The 17,248-nt window shown below is 37.0% G+C and carries 26 protein-coding genes; 10 read left to right on the top strand and 16 right to left on the bottom strand.

Annotated elements, in window-relative coordinates; genetic code table 11:
* Positions 1–46 precede the first annotated feature (46 nt).
* Entirely contained in the window at positions 47–286 is a 240-nt protein-coding gene (locus ACWATA_RS11595; protein WP_013057271.1) for a hypothetical protein, read from the bottom strand.
* A gap of 70 nt (positions 287–356) precedes the next feature.
* Between ACWATA_RS11595 and ACWATA_RS11590 the strand changes: the two genes are divergently transcribed.
* The 5 genes from ACWATA_RS11590 to ACWATA_RS11570 all read left to right on the top strand — a co-directional run bounded on the left by ACWATA_RS11590 (position 357) and on the right by ACWATA_RS11570 (position 3,198).
* Positions 357–830, top strand: a complete 474-nt coding sequence (locus tag ACWATA_RS11590; RefSeq protein WP_047750864.1) for an Hsp20/alpha crystallin family protein — start codon at positions 357–359, stop codon at positions 828–830.
* A gap of 147 nt (positions 831–977) precedes the next feature.
* The gene (locus tag ACWATA_RS11585; protein ID WP_176343975.1) at positions 978–1,874 is read left to right on the top strand and encodes a dynamitin family protein; all 897 of its coding nucleotides are present in this window, start codon (positions 978–980) and stop codon (positions 1,872–1,874) included.
* Positions 1,875–1,966: 92 nt separating this feature from the next.
* On the top strand, positions 1,967–2,098 hold the full coding sequence (locus ACWATA_RS11580) for a hypothetical protein (RefSeq protein WP_013057274.1): 132 nt from the start codon (positions 1,967–1,969) through the stop codon (positions 2,096–2,098).
* A 78-nt stretch (positions 2,099–2,176) separates the two neighbouring features.
* Positions 2,177–2,731, top strand: coding sequence for a PadR family transcriptional regulator (locus ACWATA_RS11575; RefSeq protein WP_033579137.1), 555 nt, complete (start codon positions 2,177–2,179; stop codon positions 2,729–2,731).
* Positions 2,728–3,198 carry a DUF4188 domain-containing protein gene (locus tag ACWATA_RS11570; RefSeq protein ID WP_033579138.1) on the top strand — a complete coding sequence of 157 codons (471 nt, stop codon included), beginning with the start codon at positions 2,728–2,730 and terminating at the stop codon, positions 3,196–3,198. The genes ACWATA_RS11575 and ACWATA_RS11570 overlap by 4 nt, the downstream gene beginning before the upstream one ends.
* Before the next feature lie 114 nt (positions 3,199–3,312).
* On the opposite strand, the gene ACWATA_RS11565 is transcribed toward ACWATA_RS11570, so the two are convergent.
* From ACWATA_RS11565 to ACWATA_RS11555, 3 genes are all read right to left on the bottom strand, one after another.
* Entirely contained in the window at positions 3,313–4,008 is a 696-nt protein-coding gene (locus ACWATA_RS11565) for a class I SAM-dependent methyltransferase (protein ID WP_473049850.1), read from the bottom strand.
* Positions 4,009–4,075: 67 nt separating this feature from the next.
* A complete protein-coding gene (locus ACWATA_RS11560) occupies positions 4,076–4,417 on the bottom strand; it encodes a DUF3147 family protein (RefSeq protein ID WP_047750859.1) in 342 nt (113 codons plus the stop codon).
* Positions 4,410–4,817, bottom strand: coding sequence for a MarR family winged helix-turn-helix transcriptional regulator (locus ACWATA_RS11555; RefSeq protein WP_473049849.1), 408 nt, complete (start codon positions 4,815–4,817; stop codon positions 4,410–4,412). The genes ACWATA_RS11560 and ACWATA_RS11555 overlap by 8 nt, the downstream gene beginning before the upstream one ends.
* 170 nt (positions 4,818–4,987) lie before the next feature.
* Between ACWATA_RS11555 and pssA the strand changes: the two genes are divergently transcribed.
* Positions 4,988–5,479, top strand: a complete 492-nt coding sequence (gene pssA / locus ACWATA_RS11550) for a CDP-diacylglycerol--serine O-phosphatidyltransferase (protein ID WP_182029361.1) — start codon at positions 4,988–4,990, stop codon at positions 5,477–5,479.
* A 32-nt stretch (positions 5,480–5,511) separates the two neighbouring features.
* Here pssA and ACWATA_RS11545 read toward each other — a convergent pair whose 3' ends face one another.
* A complete protein-coding gene (locus tag ACWATA_RS11545) occupies positions 5,512–5,739 on the bottom strand; it encodes a hypothetical protein (RefSeq protein WP_047750857.1) in 228 nt (75 codons plus the stop codon).
* Between the two features lie 218 nt (positions 5,740–5,957).
* Between ACWATA_RS11545 and ACWATA_RS11540 the strand changes: the two genes are divergently transcribed.
* The gene (locus ACWATA_RS11540) at positions 5,958–6,716 is read left to right on the top strand and encodes a TrmB family transcriptional regulator (protein ID WP_033579145.1); all 759 of its coding nucleotides are present in this window, start codon (positions 5,958–5,960) and stop codon (positions 6,714–6,716) included.
* A gap of 104 nt (positions 6,717–6,820) precedes the next feature.
* The gene (locus ACWATA_RS11535; RefSeq protein WP_047750855.1) at positions 6,821–7,990 is read left to right on the top strand and encodes an MFS transporter; all 1,170 of its coding nucleotides are present in this window, start codon (positions 6,821–6,823) and stop codon (positions 7,988–7,990) included.
* Positions 7,991–8,035: 45 nt separating this feature from the next.
* Here the strand turns inward: ACWATA_RS11535 and ACWATA_RS11530 are convergent, their stop codons facing one another.
* The 7 genes from ACWATA_RS11530 to ACWATA_RS11500 form a co-directional block, all read right to left on the bottom strand.
* Entirely contained in the window at positions 8,036–8,506 is a 471-nt protein-coding gene (locus ACWATA_RS11530) for a 2-thiouracil desulfurase family protein (protein ID WP_473049848.1), read from the bottom strand.
* An 83-nt stretch (positions 8,507–8,589) separates the two neighbouring features.
* Complete coding sequence (locus tag ACWATA_RS11525; RefSeq protein WP_034269226.1) at positions 8,590–9,030, bottom strand: Asp23/Gls24 family envelope stress response protein; 441 nt, start codon at positions 9,028–9,030, stop codon at positions 8,590–8,592.
* 27 nt (positions 9,031–9,057) lie between these two features.
* Positions 9,058–9,267, bottom strand: coding sequence for a DUF2273 domain-containing protein (locus ACWATA_RS11520; RefSeq protein WP_033579149.1), 210 nt, complete (start codon positions 9,265–9,267; stop codon positions 9,058–9,060).
* Between the two features lie 15 nt (positions 9,268–9,282).
* Positions 9,283–9,825 (bottom strand): alkaline shock response membrane anchor protein AmaP, encoded by a 543-nt coding sequence (gene amaP, locus ACWATA_RS11515; RefSeq protein WP_176343972.1) that lies wholly within the window; start codon positions 9,823–9,825, stop codon positions 9,283–9,285.
* 147 nt (positions 9,826–9,972) lie between these two features.
* Positions 9,973–10,803 carry a YihY/virulence factor BrkB family protein gene (locus tag ACWATA_RS11510; RefSeq protein WP_013057287.1) on the bottom strand — a complete coding sequence of 277 codons (831 nt, stop codon included), beginning with the start codon at positions 10,801–10,803 and terminating at the stop codon, positions 9,973–9,975.
* A 281-nt stretch (positions 10,804–11,084) separates the two neighbouring features.
* Complete coding sequence (locus ACWATA_RS11505; protein ID WP_016764347.1) at positions 11,085–11,447, bottom strand: YidH family protein; 363 nt, start codon at positions 11,445–11,447, stop codon at positions 11,085–11,087.
* Positions 11,448–11,590: 143 nt separating this feature from the next.
* A complete protein-coding gene (locus ACWATA_RS11500) occupies positions 11,591–12,046 on the bottom strand; it encodes an alanine:cation symporter family protein (protein WP_473049847.1) in 456 nt (151 codons plus the stop codon).
* Between the two features lie 263 nt (positions 12,047–12,309).
* Between ACWATA_RS11500 and ACWATA_RS11495 the strand changes: the two genes are divergently transcribed.
* Entirely contained in the window at positions 12,310–13,509 is a 1,200-nt protein-coding gene (locus ACWATA_RS11495) for a multidrug efflux MFS transporter (protein WP_047751852.1), read from the top strand.
* 32 nt (positions 13,510–13,541) lie between these two features.
* Here ACWATA_RS11495 and ACWATA_RS11490 read toward each other — a convergent pair whose 3' ends face one another.
* The 4 genes from ACWATA_RS11490 to ACWATA_RS11475 form a co-directional block, all read right to left on the bottom strand.
* On the bottom strand, positions 13,542–13,841 hold the full coding sequence (locus ACWATA_RS11490) for a TIGR04104 family putative zinc finger protein (RefSeq protein ID WP_016764349.1): 300 nt from the start codon (positions 13,839–13,841) through the stop codon (positions 13,542–13,544).
* 153 nt (positions 13,842–13,994) lie between these two features.
* Positions 13,995–15,167 carry an MFS transporter gene (locus ACWATA_RS11485; protein ID WP_047750851.1) on the bottom strand — a complete coding sequence of 391 codons (1,173 nt, stop codon included), beginning with the start codon at positions 15,165–15,167 and terminating at the stop codon, positions 13,995–13,997.
* The gene (locus ACWATA_RS11480; protein ID WP_047750850.1) at positions 15,137–15,583 is read right to left on the bottom strand and encodes a MerR family transcriptional regulator; all 447 of its coding nucleotides are present in this window, start codon (positions 15,581–15,583) and stop codon (positions 15,137–15,139) included. The genes ACWATA_RS11485 and ACWATA_RS11480 overlap by 31 nt, the downstream gene beginning before the upstream one ends.
* 155 nt (positions 15,584–15,738) lie before the next feature.
* Positions 15,739–16,401 carry a hypothetical protein gene (locus ACWATA_RS11475; RefSeq protein ID WP_034269212.1) on the bottom strand — a complete coding sequence of 221 codons (663 nt, stop codon included), beginning with the start codon at positions 16,399–16,401 and terminating at the stop codon, positions 15,739–15,741.
* Between the two features lie 248 nt (positions 16,402–16,649).
* On the opposite strand from ACWATA_RS11475, the gene ACWATA_RS11470 reads away from it, so the two are divergent.
* Complete coding sequence (locus ACWATA_RS11470; RefSeq protein WP_034269209.1) at positions 16,650–17,237, top strand: beta-class carbonic anhydrase; 588 nt, start codon at positions 16,650–16,652, stop codon at positions 17,235–17,237.
* Positions 17,238–17,248: the final 11 nt, after the last annotated feature.

The following is a 17,248-nucleotide window of genomic DNA, read 5'->3' as shown; positions in this document are numbered from 1 at the left end:
ATAAATATAACCTGCGTCTGAACTGGCTATATTTATTAGGCTCTTTCTATGAAATGGGTACTTTTTGAAAAGACGATGGGCTATCAATTTGATCACGATCATCAACACAGCTTCTCGTTCCTATAAACCCGCTATCATCACCGAAATTTTGCCCAAACCCCTGTGTTTTTTTATCTGAATTATTCCAGTCTGCTAGTAAATTCTGTCCGATATTTACCGCAGACGCATTTTCAAAGGAATTTATCTTTAGCATTAAAATATTAATATTTATAGATGCACCTGCCATTTAAACCACCCCCTTTTCAAACTATATTCAAATTCCATCTTTTTATGATGTGTGGTAAGGAGGAAACCATATGGACTTTGATAAACTTATGCAGTGGATGGAATTCGCTAAAAAATATCAAACAAACGACTTTTGGAACGGTGTTTTTGATCAAACTGCTTTTAACGAATTTATGAAAGAAAATATGGATATGACTGCTCAGGATTCGCATCAGGCTCCTCAACCTCCTAGAAGTAATTTTCCACCTATCGACATTTATGTTACTCCTCACGAGATCATTGTTATCGCTGACCTGCCTGGTTATCTAAAAGAAAACTTGCACGTTTCTGTTTCAGGCAGCCGGCTTCTATTAAAAGGCTCGCCCCACCCTCTCATTACAGGGCAGCCTGTTGTACAAGAACGACCTTCTGGAGATTTTAACCGAATTATCGAATTGCCTGAGCCTACAGATGCGCATCATCTGCGTGCAAAATTTGAAAATGGACTGCTTATTCTTTCTTATCACAGGCAGTTTTTTCAAGAAGAGCGTATTCATATTGAATAAGGTTTAGTAGTTTTACGAATGAAATGTAATGCTGCACATAAGCATTTATAAATGCAAAAAATTTAATATTAACTCCCAAACTGAATCAATATTTATTTATCTAACTGTGATTACAGAGGAAATAAGCCCAAGATGAGGAGAAGCGAAATGTCTATGAAAGGATTTTTCAACCCCAAACAGACTAACCAACATCTTCAAACTGAGCTAGCGGACTTCAAACATCAAATCAAGCGTATTAACACGCTTGAAGTTCACATGAACCGTTTTTTAAAACTCGAACCGCAAATGGGTTCTCTCATAATGTTCAAAAAAAAGCTGGAGGCTCAGCCAGTGCTTTCCAACGATTCTTCATCTTCACAAAGAAGTGCTCACAAAAACACTGAACAATCATATACAAAAGACATGCAGGATACTGCTAGGCAGCTTCATTTTTTAAAAGAAAAAGTAGCACAATTGGAACAAATCATCTCCACGCAAAACCCTCGCGATAAAAAGAAAGAAGCTGTGCCTTATCCGGATATAGCTAGCTTAGTAGAACAATCTGTAGAGAAACAAATGGCTCCTTATCTCGAGAAAATGACCGAACTAGATAACAGAGTTTCAGCATTAGAGCGAAGTATGTCGCTTTTAACTGAAGTACAGGTGGACATGCTAAAACGTACGTCTTCTCTTCAAGAAGAAGTAAGATTGATTCATCAAAAAGCGGCACTTTTAGAAAATGCTCCTCCGCCTATTCATATTGATAAATTTTTTCTTGATAAATACGAACAAAACAACAATATTGGCCAAGTGGGCATTAAGGAGCTCGGCGGTGCTTTAAACATCGGAGCTACATACGGAAGCGGAGCTATACCAAAGGATTTCACGGACCAAATCCAAAAAGATATGGAAGAGTTAAAAAACGCTAAATCAGATATTTCTTCTGGTAAAACGAAGCCTGCACAAGAGGATAAAGAGAATTCTTCTCCCGCCTTCGAAAAAGAAGAAGCGTATACAGAAGTTCCTATTTTTGATGAAGATGATCCAAGGGAAGAGTCAGTCTAAAAAAGTTATAAAATTATATTTAGTTATGACTAGAATTTTTGCAAGCTATTCTTTACACTATAGGTAATAACTTCAAAAAAGGAGATATGCTGATGCCAAAGCTTTTATGGAGAATAGGTGCTGTCATGTTGCTAATGTGTGGAGGCTTTATCTTTTTATTTATTGCTGCTTCGCAAATGATGGTTCAGCAATACAAACCTTTTTTTAGACGCGAGAGTGCATAACTCTCGCGTTTTTTGATTGAATAATATCCTGTTTATGGTAATATATATATATCAAAAAGATATAGATGAGGAAAGTAAATGAAGGAAAATCAAACAACATATGCGATTTTAGGACTGCTTACCACTGAATGCAGAACTGGTTATGAAATTAAGCGGTTAATGGATCGAAGTTTAAATCATTTTTGGAAAATTAGCTATGGTCAAATTTATCCCACTTTACAAAAGCTTGTGAATGAAGAACTAGCGACGGTCAATTCCGTTGCTCAAACTGATAAGCCGGATAAAAAAGTGTACGCAATAACAACTAAAGGAAAAGAAGTTCTGCAAGATTGGCTGCGTGAACCTATTAAGCAGCTCCCCTCAGAACGAAATGAACTTTTGTTAAAACTATTTTTTAGTAGTCACCAAGAAAAACAGCTCACAATTTCGCAGTTAAAAAACGCTCAGCAGAAACTAACTGAACGCTATCACATGTATTGCGGAATCGAAGACAGCATTTCTAAAAGCCCTTCTCCTGACAGAACGTATTGGCTTATTACCCTAGACTACGGTAAACGAACAACTCGTGCTTCGATAGAATGGTGCAAAGATACGATTAATAAATTATATGATGAGGAGGCGCAGAATTTATGATTCATTCCAATCGTGTAATGGCTAAGCCCGGTCAGGATCTGGTCGTCTTTGTTATAGGAATGCGTATTAATAAATGGACAGCCGTACACAAATGGCTCCCTGTATTTAAAGCAATGCCTCCTATGATTCGAGAGTTGTATGCAAACAAAAATCTTGGCTTTTTATCTTTGCAAGGATCTTTTAATTTAAGAACCATTACGCTGATTCAATATTGGGAGTCAGTTGATCAATTGACCTCCTATGCCAAAGGTCCTCAGCACTTAAAAGCTTGGAATTCTTTTTATAAACAGGCTTCAAAAACGAATGCAGTTGGCATTTATCATGAAACGTACGTCATTCCTGCAGGAAATTATGAATCAGTATATGTGAATATGCCTTCGTTCGGCTTAGCTAAAGCGCTTGGATGTGAAACCATAACGAAGCATACTCAAACTGCTAAAAAACGTTTGAATGTTAAAAGAGGTTAAGACATGACGAAATGAATCCAATCTAAAGACGAACCCTTGATTAACATGTTTGATCAAGGGTTCGTTTTTCACTTGGGCTAAAATACTTTTTCCTCAGCTTCTTCATTACATTTGTTATACATATATTTTCAGCATTTGATTGGCACCTTTTTGAAATTCATACGGGACATCTGCTATTTCTGTTCCTTTTACTAGAGGCGCAATCTCTTCTAAAAGCTGCGGCAAATAGGTAGAAATCTTGCCGCTCAGGTCCGTTAAAGGAAACAAGCGCACTTCCTCTTTTGTAACGCGTATCAGTTCTTTTAAAGCCTCTAAATGAAACGTATAATCTAACCGGTCGCTGTACATAAATAAAAAGTTTGCACAAAGCGTTAAATCAAACTCGTTCTTTTGAAACGGCAAATTAGGAAGGGCTCCGTACTGATAGGCTTCCGGGTTCTTTTTCATATGAGCAATACAATCTTTTAATGCTCTTTTTCGATGTTCCGTTAAATCATCAATAGACGAAAAATACGTCCACACATATTGCTCCTGTACGTGCTGCATTTGATTCATCGTATGAATTAAATCTAAGCTTCCCTTCTTTTCAAGCTCTTCTGCCGTAAATTTATAGGCAATATCACAGCTAGTAGCCTTCGTACCTTGCTGCAAGGCATGAGCAGTAAAAGAACAGGCTCCGCTAGCACAATCTAACACTTTTTTTCCTTTTAAACGCTTGTCATTCAAATTAAACATAGCTCTATACTCTTCAAACATTCTGCCGATAAAAACAACTCGGTCAATTCCTAACTTTTTCTCTGCTAAACTCAACTCTACTCAGCTCCTATCTTTTACTTAGACCTTTATTTTACAGAAAATTGGATTAAATTCCAATAGTTTATGTAGTAATTAGGTTAATCACCATCTTTTGAAGCACTAAAAACAAGGCCCAACACATAACTCCTATGGATAAACTCACAAACAAATGAAGGGAGTTTTTTACACAAATATAGACGACAGCAAGTAATAAAATAGTGCCTGGGAGTCCATAAAGAACGCCAAGTGTAAACTGACTGACCACTTCCTTTTTTTCTCCTTGCACTGACAACCATATAATACTTAGTAAGCTCACAATTGGAAGAGCAGCCACGATTCCACCGTATGCCGGAAATCTTTTGGCCATTTCTGTTACCCCTGCAATAATAAGAGCCGACATTAAAATTTTGATGATACTATACATGTTCTGCACGCTCGCTCAATAACTGAAAAGCCTGTTGAATCAGCTGTTTTTCAGATGCTGTCATTTCGCGTAAAATAGCTGATACTTTTTCTTCATCCAAGCTTGAATTCCGTTTTAAGATGTCTTTTCCTGCTTCTGTTAAATGCAGAATTACTTTTCTTTCATCCTGTATATCTCTATTTTTATACATATATCCTTTCTTGATGCTTCTCTTTACATGTTCAGATGCCGTATTATGTGAAATAGTTAAATAATCTGCGATTTCTCTTATTCCAACCGAAGATGATTTGTCGATATGCTGCAAAAGACGTATGGTTTGGTGCGTAATTTTCTCTTGATGCGTATAGTGCAAATGATAATAAATAGACGTCCAATAGCTGTTTAACTCCTCTACTTTCATGATCCTGCTCCTTTATATCGTATTTTTAGTTATTATCGTATTATACGATATATATTACAGAAACGACAGCCAGTTTTCAATACTCCTTTCTTTTTATCTTGCATATCACATAATAATACGATTTAACAGTTACACTAATTGTACACACTGTGAAAGGCGGTTGTATGACATTGATTCTTCGACTGTTAAAATGGGTTCCGAATCTCTTTACGATTGGAAATTTGCTAAGCGGCGTATTTTCCATAGCCTTTAATATGAACAGCTACGAACGCTTAGCTGCTCTTTTTATTTTTCTAGCCGCTTTTTTCGATTTATTTGACGGCAAAATTGCGAGAAAGCTAAAAGTTAACAGTGAGTTTGGTGTAGAGCTAGATTCTTTGGCTGATATTATAAGCTTTGGCGTAGCGCCTGCAATGCTATTTCATACTCTTTCTCCCCACTCTTGGCTAACGGTACTCGCTTTTATGATTTATCCAAGCATGGGTGCATTGAGATTAGCTAAATTTAGCGCAAATCCAACCGTAGGTTATTTTATAGGGCTTCCTATTCCTTTTCCTGCTCTAATTATCGCACTGCTTGGCATGTTTTATTATGTGAACCCTTATCTTATGATTATTTTAGCTATTTTGATGGTGAGTCCTATCCGGGTCATAAAAATTTAGATGCAATGAAAGACAGACAAAATGCCTGTCTTTTATAGTGCATTCCATTCTTCACACAGCATTTTATGCTTAAATCTCAGCTCATGTTCTCTTTTTTCAAGCTGAGCTTGTAAAGAAAGCCACTCGCTATTATCAGGTGCTGAGCATAATTTTTCTTCAAGAGACAGTAAGGAATCCAGTACGTCTTCAAGCTGAGCAGCCACTTCTCTTTGCTGTTTCATGTTCATTTTTTTCAACAGTAGTTTTTCATTTTTCTTCATTTTTTTCACCTCTTTCTTTTCTTTACCCGATGATGAGTGTTTTAGTATGAGAAGCACATGATTAAAAATAGTTTTATCGTAGTAAAGACCCTTTAATAGCCTATTTTTTATCTTTGTTGATTATTTAGAACATAGTTTAATAAGATATAGTTGCAATTAGTAATACTTTTACAAATCGTGATATACTAAAAAAAAGAAAGGATGATGAATAGAGAATTATGCTGCAAAAATTTGGTTTTTCTCAGTATGAAAGTCAAGTATATGAAGCGCTGCTTGCGAATGAAGGTCCGCTGGATGCTAGTTCGATTGTCACGTATTCGCATGTTCCAAAAGCAAAGATTTATGAAGTACTTAATCGTTTAATTGATAAAGGCATTGTAGTAAATACATTGTCCGGGAAAAAGAAACTTTATTCAGCGGTAGCCCTTCAAACCGTCATTCAAAAACTTACTGCTGATTTTGAAAATGACATTAATGAATTAAAAACATATAAAATTAAAAGAACGTTTACAGATGATCATGTTTGGAGTTTAAAAGATAAATCCTCTATTTCTGCTCACATTGAACAGTTGATTCAAGAAGCGGAATCTTCTATTATTTTATCGGCTTGGAATGATGAGTTGGAACATTACCGCTCATTGCTAGAAGAAAAAGAGAAACAAGGCGTAAACGTCGAGGTCTTAACCATAGGAAACTTGCAGACTGCCCTCAAACATTTACATACATTAAATCCAATAGATGATCATAAAAACCTTGAGCCGTCGCAGTTGATTATTGTTGACGATGCCTACCTTTTATTTGCCGGCATTGAACATGAGACATGGAAAGCAATAAAAACCATGTCGCAGCCTCTTGTAAAAGTTTTTGCTGATTTCTTTTATCATGATGTCGCACTTACCCATATTACAAAGAAATATCAAGAGCAGCTTCTTCAGGATTCTGAGATCATGGAGCTGCTTACTCGACTGCGATATTAAAAAGGTTACTAATTTATTAGTAACCTTTTTAATATTACCTATTGAAATCCACTCTAAAAAAGGTTACTATTCTAGTTGTAACTTTTTAAAGAGGGGGTTTTTTGATGAATAAAAAAGTTTACATACTTGCGATTGCTTCTTTTGTTGTTGGAACGGTCGAATTAATTCTAGGAGGCATCTTGGACTTAATTGCCGATGCATTTCATGTATCACTAGCAAAAGCAGGTTATTTAATCTCTATTTATTCGTTTGTTTATGCTTTGTCTGCGCCGATTTTACTAAATGTGACGGCTAAGATAGAGCGGAAAAAAGTTTATATGTGGACATTATTTATTTTCTTATTGAGCAATGTATTTTCAGCCTACAGTTCAGGTTATTATATGCTATTAATCGGGCGTATTCTCGCTGCTGCGAGCGGCTCTTTTATTATTGTCCTATCTACCACAATGGCCTCTAGAATGGTAAAGCCTGAATATCAAGGCAGAGCAATTGGCGTTGTGTTTATGGGAATCAGCGGCTCACTTGTTTTGGGTATTCCTCTTGGTATTTTGATTGGAAATGCGCTTGGCTGGCGTCAAGTATTTGTTATGATTGCAATCTTAACTGCTATTATTATGATTACCGTTTGGTTTACAATGGAACGTCTAGCTCCCGCTCCAATTGTACCTTTAAAGACTCAGGTAAAAGCTTTACGCAATAAAAAAATGCTTGCTATTCACCTAGCAACATTGTTTGTACTGGCGGGCCATTTAACGCTTTATGCGTACTTCACGCCATTTTTACAAGAAACGCTAGGATTAAATACAACGATGGTAACCATTATTTATGGTATTTTCGGTCTTGCTGCAGTGGCAGGAGGAGGACTTGGAGGAGCTGTTTCTGATAGATGGAACCCTTCTTCGTCTGTTATCACCATGATTGCTCTCTTTTTTGTTAGCATGATTGCTATGCCGTTTGGCGTTCATTTGCCATTCGTTGTGTTCTTGCTTCTTATGATTATTTGGAGTGCGCTCAGCTGGGCGGTCTCACCGGCTCAAAGCAATTTAATTATTCATAGTGCACGCGACACGTCGGACATTTTAATCAGCACCAATGCAGCGATTTCACACGTAGGAATTGCGATCGGCTCCTATGTCGGAGGAATTGTCGTTAATCAATACTCTGTTATTTATAACGGCTGGGTCGGGTCTATTTTTGTATTGCTTGGTCTTTGCTTCTCTCTTTATGCGGTAACACGAACAGAAAGCACAGCAGATACGCTTCACAGTAAATAAGCTTTTAGAAAAAAAGCGTACACACATAGTGTACGCTTTTTTTGATTATGATTGGTCTCCATGCATTTCAGCTGCAAATTGAGATTCGGATATAACGGTAAAACCATGCTTTCTTAACAACGCAGTCGTTACCCCTTCACCGGCTATTTTAACACCTAGAAATGCTCCGTTATATATATGTTCACTTCCGCATGAAGGACTGTTTTCTTTTAGTACAATAACAGTAGCTTTTATTTCTTTTGCGATGTTCAGTGCCTTATAGGCCCCGTCTATGTATATATCTGTCACGTCTTTTCCCGATCGTTCAATAACTCGCGCATTTCCGTTTATTACGTCTATTCCCGTTCCTTTTATAATTTCTGCCGGTTCTCTAGGCGTGTGAAATCCACCTAACAGTTCCGGACATATCATCACCGCTTCTTTATTTTCAACGAGCGCTTCCGTTTCCTTAACTAAGGCACTGCTTCCATTATATCTGCAAGCTTGACCTGCTAAGCAAGAACTAACCAATATCACAGAATTCTCCCTCCCATAAAAAAACACTTCTCATTCATCATACAAAGAATATATGACGAATGGAAGTGTTTACCTTTTATATTTTATTCAAGATCACGCTTTGACTCCTGCTCTTTGTCTCGATCCGTTTTTGCTTCAAATTCAGAGCGAGTCATTACGTCCTCTACGTGCATATTTACTTCTACTACTTCTAAGCCCGTCATATCGTGAACTGATTTTTTCACGTTATGAACAGTTTCGGAGAAAATCGCTGGAACATTTTTTCCGTATTCAACAATTACTTTTAAATCAAGAGCAACTTGCTTTTCTCCTACTTCAGCATTAATCCCTTTTGTGATGTCTTCCGTGCTGCGGAAGCGATCTGTTAACCCGCTCATAAATCCGCCGCTCATTGATAAAATCCCTTTAATTTCATTAGCTGCAATTCCAGCAATTTTTTTAATGACTTGATCTTCAAATGTTAAGGTATTTTGATGTGTATTTTCCTGAGGTTTTACTGCTGTATTTGTTTCATTAACTGCCATAACGAACATCTCCCTTAAAGTGATTTTCTATCTTCCTCTAGTAAAGAATCCTACCCAGGCATGTATGTCTAAATGACCGTCTCGCCACTTCCCAATTACATAACCAATTCCCATAAAAGCTACGATTAGCAGCGTGGGGCCAAAACCAATTGTTAATAGTAAAATTGCCAACACTAAACCTGCCAAAATACCAAGTACTCGGCCACGGTATGGAATCAATTTATCTGGAGTACCCATTATGTCCCTCCTTCATCACACAACACGCTCTTTCTTTCGTGTTTGTGTATCCGTTAAGTTAATACGAACGGAGTGAACGGGAAGCTCAAGTAAGGCCTCCACGGCGCGTTTTGTTTCAAGCTGTATCTCTTTTCCTAGTGTTGGTAGCCCATCTCGTCCAAACAGCGAACAGTTGATATACAGACTAACTTTTTCTTTGCGAGAATGAATAGATGCCTGGACTTCAGGAGAGCGTATTCCCTGAAAGCTTCTAATTGCTCGTAAAGCTGTAGATTCGATCGTTGCTTTAGAAATGGTTATTTTGCCTTCACCAGTTACAATTGCTAAATTCTTTTTAGGCGGCCTGCTAAATATGCCTGTTAAAAGAAAAATAATAAAAATAACTGCTAAAAATGCGCTTATTGACAAAATTGTGTAGTAAAACCACTCCTGATGCCGCCACTTTTCTACCCAGTTCGAAAGGTGAGGAACCTTATAAACCATCAGTGCTAACATACCGGAACAAATCAGTCCTGCAATTCCAATAACTGCGATTAAAAACCGATTAAAATTATTCAATTTTCCACCTCATCTCAACGTAAACTCCTACTGCTTTTTTGTTGTGTGTACAGGAAAAGGTAACGAGATATTCAATAGGTACCCGCAATATTTTTTTGATAAACTTTCTAACTGTAAAACTGAATATAAAAAAACGACTAGGTTTCCCTAGTCATTTTCCGCGTCTCTATATGTGGTCTTGTGAGCTTTGATGAACTTATTACCGTTTATTAAACCGCCAATTAATAAAATAGCGGCCGTTAAATAAAACCAGACCATTAAAATAATAATACTTCCAAGCTGACCATAGATTTGCGAGTAGCTTCCAAACTGGACATAGTATCCAAATCCGGTAGATACAACTTGCCATCCTAGCGTGGAGAAAACAGCTCCTGGAAGTACATCTTTCCACGTTACTCTTGCGCTTGGCATCAGTTTGTAAAAAAGAATAAAAAAGCCTAATAAAAATAATGTCCCAATTCCCCATCTAATTGTCGTCCAGCTTTGAAACCATATGTCAGGAACATGGACTTTTGTTAGGACCAAATGTCGAATGACCTCTTCAATAATTGGTACAAATAATGAAATAGCTACTACAACCATAAAACCAAAAGTTAAAATTAAATCATTGATTAAACCGCGCAAAAACGTTTGTTTTCTTTGAATATGATACGCGTCATTTAACGAACGAACCAAAGATTGTATAGCCATAGATGCGAGCCAAAAAGTCGCCAATAAACTAAAAGATAAAACTTTTTTCCCGCTATTGTTAACTGTTTCAATTGACCGTTCAATTACGTCGTAGGCGCTTTTAGGTGTAAATGGTTCAATAAATATCAGCAAATTGTTTGTATCAATTGGAAAAAAACTCAGCAGAGAAAAAAGAAAGATAATAAACGGTACAAAAGATAACAAAAAATAGTAGGCTGTTTGAGCAGCCTGATCAAAGAAACGCTCCGTAAAAAAACGAGCGGCAACGGTCTTAGATGTTTGAATCATACAGCGTTCTCCTTTACTTTCGCTTCACCCTACAGTGAAATTCATATTCAATTTTTTATGTTCAACATGGATTGGATAAGTTTCGGCTTATAAAGCTTTCCTTTTCCATTATCCGCGGTTAACAAAGAATTTAACCTGTAAAATTATACAGCCGGTTCATAAAGAAGATATTATTATAATTACATCTGCCATTACCACCATATCAATAGATCTTCTTTTTCTTTCATAAAACCGTAAATTCTTTGGGGGTGTATTCCCTTTTTTCTTACACCTTAAACTTTTTACGCTATGTTAAAAAAGTAAAACATAAGAGCCCCGATCAGCATCAGCATAATCATTGAAACGAAAATAACCAAAGCGTGAGAAGATTGATACGTTTGGCTGTTAATTTTTTTACGTGTTGAAAAATAATGATAGGTTGAGAAAAGAAGCAAACCTGCACTTGCAGCTAAAGAAAAGATGATAACAGCAATAATAAGAGTATCGGCTGCTTCACTTAATTTTTTTCCGGAATTGAAATGCAGGCCGCCTGCAACAAAACCAATGCCGAGTGTAGCAATAGACGTTCGAATCCACGCTAAATACGTTCGTTCATTTGCTAAATGCTGCTGAATATAAATAGATTCATTTTCTTTTTTAGTCATGCACATACCACCGTCCTTTTATATGTCTTCTATTATAAATAAATGCTCAAACGAAAATAAATTGAGGACGCTTCATGCCACATTATACCCGAAAAAAACGAATCATTACCATTTTCAAGCGGTCGAAAGAGCTTCTTCACAAACTAAAAAAAGCCAACCCCAGTTGGCTTTTTTTTAGTTTGTGAAACATTTTCTTTATCTTGATCATGCTGATATTCCTCGTCCCAATAATCAGCGTTTTGAATTCCTAATTTCCCAGGAGAAAAGACAGGATCTATTCCTTGTTTTCTCTGCTCGCGATAATCTTTTAAGGTTATTAAAGCAAGCTTAGCTAAAATCAAAATTGCAATTAAATTGAGCCAAACCATTATTCCAACTCCGATGTCTGCTAATGCCCATGCAGTTTCAGCTGTTCGGATAGACCCGTACAAAGTAGTGGCTAAAAGAGCTGCCTTAAGGATCATGGATACTATTTTATTTTGTTTGCCTTTCATTACGTAAGCTAAGTTCGTTTCCGCAATATAATACTGTGTGAATATAACGTATATTTTAGACAGATTATCTGACGCTTTTTTCAGTGAAGCATAAGTTCTGTACATATCCCCTTCTGTTACAGCATAAGGTAATGAGTGAACTAAGGGTCACTTTATGTTCTAGGCGGAGTGTAACCGCAGCACATCTTTCTGTTTTCATTTCATGTTAATAGTTCACTAAGTGAATCATTTTATTTTTAAATATTTCTAATATGTGGTATAATTTAAGCTGATAAAAAGATGCTGCATGTATGCTAAAAGAGCAGGCCGTATGGTTTCGCTCTTTTGTTGTTTTTACGCTATGCGGCACAACGAAAGAAGGAAATAGAATGGAATTATGGAAACGAAACTTGTACATTTGCTGGTTCGGTTCTTTTTGCACCACAGCCGGGATGAGTTTAGTTATTCCGTTTTTACCGCTTTATATTGAAAAGCTGGGGGTTCACGATACAAGCTCCATCAGCAGATGGGCTGGTATTGCATTTGGAGCTACCTTTTTAATGGCCGCTATTGTTTCTCCTTTATGGGGAAGTTTGGCCGACAAATACGGTCGAAAGCTGATGCTCCTTCGCGCAAGCTTGGGTATGGCAATTGTTATGACTTCTATTGGTTTTGTACAAAATGTCTATCAGCTTGTCGGACTGCGCTTTTTAATGGGGGCCGTTTCCGGCTTCATCTCTGCAGCCATTACGTTAGTAGCGACTCAAACACCTAAAGAGCACAGCGGTAAAGCATTAGGGACGTTGTCTACAGGGGCTGTATCAGGATCTTTATTAGGACCGCTAGTAGGCGGCTACTTAGGAGATACAATTGGATTGCGTCACGTCTTTTTCGTGACAGGTGCATTTATGTTTTTGTCTTTTTTAATTGTAAATTTAATTCAAGAAGACAAAAAAGAGACGGCGAAAACCACGAAAGAATCTAACATTGGGTTACTTTCTCTTAAGAATTCAAAGGCCGTGATTGGTGTATTTGTTACAACTTTTTTACTGCAGCTTGCGGTTATGGCTATTCAGCCAATCGTTACACTGTATGTAAAACAACTGTCTACTCATACCGATCACCTTGCCCTTATTTCAGGTTTTGTCGTGGCGGCAACAGGAATATCAAATATTTTAGCTGCATCCAGACTTGGCAAAGTCAGCGATCGCGTGGGTCCTCAAAATGTGCTTCAAATATGCCTGCTCATCGTAGCGGTTATTTGCGGCTTACAGGCCTTTGTGCATAGTACTTGGCAGCTATTTTTACTACGTTTCTTACTCGGTTTTGCAATGGGAGGATTGTTACCTTCTATTAATTCTTATTTGAAGAAAATTGTGCCGGACTCGATTACAGGTAAAATGTTTGGCTATAATCAAACAGCACAATACTTCGGGAATTTAGCCGGTCCAGTTATTGGCGGACAAATTGCCGGAGCTAAAGGAATTCCTTACGTATTTTTAACAACGAGTGTTCTTCTACTGTTGAATGCTGGGTGGGTGTATTATCAGCGCCATCACAGACAGCAGCTAGACGGTAAAGCCGCATAAAAAACCTTCCGTGTTAACGGAAGGTTTTTTTATTACCACAAGGGTTCTTCTTCGCTGCTTACTTCATAAGAAAGTGGCATCATAACAACCGCTGCTATGAAGAAAATAAGCTCCGCGACAACAATGGATGGAAAGGAAAAGTCAAATAGTGAGAGAATAAGCCAAATAATAAGGGGTGCAAATGAGTAGATTGATAATCGTTTTTGGGATTTTGCAGAGATATACTGTTGTTTGTCACAGTGTGGGCATTCTAAAACGTTTCTAAATGTTAACAGTTGTTTAAAGGTTGTCCTCCAGTTCCATTTATGATTACAATTTTGACAGGTGGCCATGGGCATCACGCTCCTAAAAAGAATTTATGTACATATAAAGTATACGTACAAGTTGGTAAAGAGTTTCATTTTTATGATTAAAAACGTTTTTACTATTATAACATAAAACAAAATAAAAGGCTTTTTACAGGAAAAAGCCTTTTATTTCAACGTTTATTTAGAAACAGCTTCATTCGTTTGAGAAGTTGTTTTTACTTTTATAACCATAATAACAAAAGCGAGCAATCCAAGAATCGCTGCTACAAGAAAAGGAGCTTGAGGCGCTACGGCATTGCCGATAACTCCTGATAATAAAGGAGCAAACGCTGCGCCTAACCATCTTAAGAAATTATATCCTCCAGATGTAATTCCTCGTTCATAAGGAGATACTTCCATTACATGACTCGTAAATAAGGCATTATTAAGTCCTGATACAAGACCTGCTGCCATAATTAAAACAATGCGCAACCATGTTGCATCAAAGGCAAATAAACAAATTAAAATAAGTGAAAAAACAATTAAGCTAACATGTAACACTTGTTTTGGCTGATATCTTTTTTCTAACTGATGTGCTAAAACCGCTGAGCCATAAGCTAAACATAATCCCCATCCAAAGAAAACAAAGCCAATTTGAAGAGCTCCGATCGATAGAATAAGCGGCGTATAAGCTAACACTGTAAAAAATCCGTAGTAATAAAGCATGCCTGATACAGCGCCTTGAGTAAATGGTTTTAATTTATAAAGTTTAACCATGTCTTTAAAACCTGCTGCTTTACGAGGTTTAGTACTTGTAGGCTGTTTAACAATCGTTAATACTAAAATAAAGGCGATAAAAATTAAAGCACTTGTACCGAAAAACGGCAATCTCCAAGAAGCATTTCCTAACACGCCTCCTACAAGCGGTCCTCCGGCCATCCCCAAACCAATTGCAGCTTCATATAATCCTACTGCTTTTTTCACTTCACCTGATAATGCAATAAGCAGCGTCATAGCTGTTGCAAAGAAAAACGAATTACCAAGTCCCCAACCTGCTCGGAAAATGGAAAGCTGAGGAATGTTGTTAGAAAACCCGCATAGGGCTGCAAAAATCGTCACAATGATAAGTCCTGTTACCATTAAGCGCTTGTCTCCTACACGTGACGCTAGAATGCCTGCTGGAATCATCATAATAGCCATCATTAACAAATAGGAAGTAAATAACATTTCTACTTGCCAATGAGAAGCTCCAATTTGCTTAGCAATTTCCGGTAAAATTGGATCTACTACTCCAATTCCCATAAATGCTAAAAAAGTAGCTACTACCGTAATAATTTGACCTAATCGGTTAGTTGAATGCTGTCCTTCCACTCTTTCATCTCTCCTTTTGTTTTTGTTTTTTCATGTATTGCCATAGCAGATTCTCGCATTTCTTTTAATTCTGTTTTAAATGCCTGCATTTTTACGACTTTAAAATCAATCATCTTGATTTGATTTTCTAGCAAATCTTCTATTTGCGTGATCTCTTTCAATGACAATCCTTGCCGCTCACTTCTTTCTTCAATCATTCTTTTAAGCGACATAAACTGCTGCAGCTCCTGTAGAGAAAAACCGAGAACTTCTTTTGCTTCTGCTACTTTTCTTAGTTCTTTTACCTCTTCTTCGGAATAAATTCGTGCATTTCCTTTTGTGCGCTGCGGGGGTAAAATGAGTCCAATCTCTTCATAATACCGAAGAGCTCGCTTGGTCAAACCGGTCATTTTCGTCACGTCATCGATTAAATACATATGTTTCACCTCACCTCTCATTAACATTAACGTTAACGTTAATCATTCGTATACTCATTATAGATTAACGTTAACGTTAATGTCAATAATATTAAGGTATTTTATGTAAATCTTAAAAATATGTGCACAAAAAAACCTATTGAAAAATCAATAGGTTACATCAATATGTCATATAGCTGCTGTGCTGTTTCTCCTGTTACTTTACCGTACACTCCTCTTTTTTTAGAAGTAAGTTCCGCACTATCGGAGGTGAATCGTACATTATATACAGCGCCCTCATAAGTAAGCTGTACATCTGGGTCAAGAGCGACGCTGTAATCAGCTTTTTTCCATTGAATTTGTTTCATAATTGATTCTACAGTTAAAGCATCTTCTGAACTTAACGTTTTATCTCCTGCTTTTATAGGCTTGCCCTCCCTGTTTTTATTAAATTTTAGTTCCGAATGAGAAGATGAAAATTCAAGTTGGTTTTTATCATGCGCTATGAAATCTTGGGGTAGTTCTACATAGCGGACAACCTCTCCTTCGTGTACAAACACAAGCATTTGATCAGCAGCAGATATTTTTTTCATCACTTCTTCACTAACCGGTGCGTTTACAAGTTTTTCTACGTCGGCTTTCTTGCTTTTGTTTGTGAATAAATATCCTTTTTCCCATTTAAAATCACTTAACTTCGATACATCCACTGAGCTTACACCTTTTTTTTCAAATGATTGCTGAATATTCTCTCCCATTTCTTTGTCGTTGGTGACTTGGGCATTAGAACTGCACCCTACTAAACAACAGAAAATAATGCCTATTACTATAAGAACCTTCACTTTTGCCTTCCTCCTCTCTACCATTCTTTTATAAAATTCCAACTTTGTACCATTTTAACATATAATTCCTATTTTTCGTGAAAACAAACAAAGAATACGCTTACATAATTTCACGCATATAATTTCTGTTTATTTATAAGTTTTTTCTGAATATTTTAAGAAAATTTTAATATTTTATTTAGTTCGTTTTTAAACTTTATCTTTAGACTAAAAAATAAGTTAAAAATAAATAACGCAGGAGGAAAACAATGACTTGTCTATCTGAAGTTTTAAAGTTTAATGAAAAATTTGTAACCAATAATCAATTTGAGGCTTTTCAAACATCCAAATTTCCTGACAAAAAAATAGTCATTTTAACTTGTATGGATACACGTTTGTTAGAATTACTTCCTAAAGCTATGGGGCTAAAAAATGGAGATGCAAAAATAGTAAAAAATGCCGGAGCTGTTATCTCCCATCCCTTTGGTAGCGTCATGAGAAGTATCTTAGTTGCCGTCTACGCTTTGCAAGCTGATGAAGTATGTGTCATCGGTCATCATGAATGTGGAATGACGGGCATGAAAGCTGAAGCTATTTTAGCCTCTGCTGAACAAAGAGGGATTAGCACGGAACAGATTCGTAATCTAAAATATGCTGGTATTGATTTAGAATCATGGCTGACTGGGTTTGAATGTGTAGAGGATAGTGTCGAAAACAGTGTGGATATGATTCGAAATCACCCTTTATTACCAAAAGACGTGCTTGTTTCTGGAATGGTTATTCATCCTTCAACAGGAAAACTTGACGTCGTTGTAAACGGCTATTCCCAAGACCGAGCTGAAACCGTAAGCTCATGAAGGAGGGTTTT

Source organism: Priestia sp. USM5 (assembly GCF_058323215.1).
This window is presented reverse-complemented; position numbering and strand designations above follow the sequence as displayed.

Excerpts from the sequence above, each read along its gene's own strand:
- ACWATA_RS11575 (WP_033579137.1), top strand. The coding sequence starts at position 2,177 with ATGAAGGAAAATCAAACAACATATGCGATTTTAGGACTGCTTACCACT.
- ACWATA_RS11545 (WP_047750857.1), bottom strand. The coding sequence starts at position 5,739 with ATGAAGAAAAATGAAAAACTACTGTTGAAAAAAATGAACATGAAACAG.
- ACWATA_RS11555 (WP_473049849.1), bottom strand. The coding sequence starts at position 4,817 with ATGAAAGTAGAGGAGTTAAACAGCTATTGGACGTCTATTTATTATCAT.
- ACWATA_RS11490 (WP_016764349.1), bottom strand. The coding sequence starts at position 13,841 with ATGGCCACCTGTCAAAATTGTAATCATAAATGGAACTGGAGGACAACC.
- ACWATA_RS11560 (WP_047750859.1), bottom strand. The coding sequence starts at position 4,417 with ATGTATAGTATCATCAAAATTTTAATGTCGGCTCTTATTATTGCAGGG.
- ACWATA_RS11590 (WP_047750864.1), top strand. The coding sequence starts at position 357 with ATGGACTTTGATAAACTTATGCAGTGGATGGAATTCGCTAAAAAATAT.
- ACWATA_RS11510 (WP_013057287.1), bottom strand. The coding sequence starts at position 10,803 with ATGATTCAAACATCTAAGACCGTTGCCGCTCGTTTTTTTACGGAGCGT.
- ACWATA_RS11525 (WP_034269226.1), bottom strand. The coding sequence starts at position 9,030 with ATGGCAGTTAATGAAACAAATACAGCAGTAAAACCTCAGGAAAATACA.
- ACWATA_RS11495 (WP_047751852.1), top strand. The coding sequence starts at position 12,310 with ATGGAATTATGGAAACGAAACTTGTACATTTGCTGGTTCGGTTCTTTT.
- ACWATA_RS11505 (WP_016764347.1), bottom strand. The coding sequence starts at position 11,447 with ATGACTAAAAAAGAAAATGAATCTATTTATATTCAGCAGCATTTAGCA.
- ACWATA_RS11580 (WP_013057274.1), top strand. The coding sequence starts at position 1,967 with ATGCCAAAGCTTTTATGGAGAATAGGTGCTGTCATGTTGCTAATGTGT.
- ACWATA_RS11570 (WP_033579138.1), top strand. The coding sequence starts at position 2,728 with ATGATTCATTCCAATCGTGTAATGGCTAAGCCCGGTCAGGATCTGGTC.
- ACWATA_RS11480 (WP_047750850.1), bottom strand. The coding sequence starts at position 15,583 with ATGTATTTAATCGATGACGTGACGAAAATGACCGGTTTGACCAAGCGA.
- ACWATA_RS11585 (WP_176343975.1), top strand. The coding sequence starts at position 978 with ATGTCTATGAAAGGATTTTTCAACCCCAAACAGACTAACCAACATCTT.
- ACWATA_RS11595 (WP_013057271.1), bottom strand. The coding sequence starts at position 286 with ATGGCAGGTGCATCTATAAATATTAATATTTTAATGCTAAAGATAAAT.
- ACWATA_RS11540 (WP_033579145.1), top strand. The coding sequence starts at position 5,958 with ATGCTGCAAAAATTTGGTTTTTCTCAGTATGAAAGTCAAGTATATGAA.
- ACWATA_RS11520 (WP_033579149.1), bottom strand. The coding sequence starts at position 9,267 with ATGGGTACTCCAGATAAATTGATTCCATACCGTGGCCGAGTACTTGGT.
- ACWATA_RS11535 (WP_047750855.1), top strand. The coding sequence starts at position 6,821 with ATGAATAAAAAAGTTTACATACTTGCGATTGCTTCTTTTGTTGTTGGA.
- ACWATA_RS11470 (WP_034269209.1), top strand. The coding sequence starts at position 16,650 with ATGACTTGTCTATCTGAAGTTTTAAAGTTTAATGAAAAATTTGTAACC.
- ACWATA_RS11500 (WP_473049847.1), bottom strand. The coding sequence starts at position 12,046 with ATGTACAGAACTTATGCTTCACTGAAAAAAGCGTCAGATAATCTGTCT.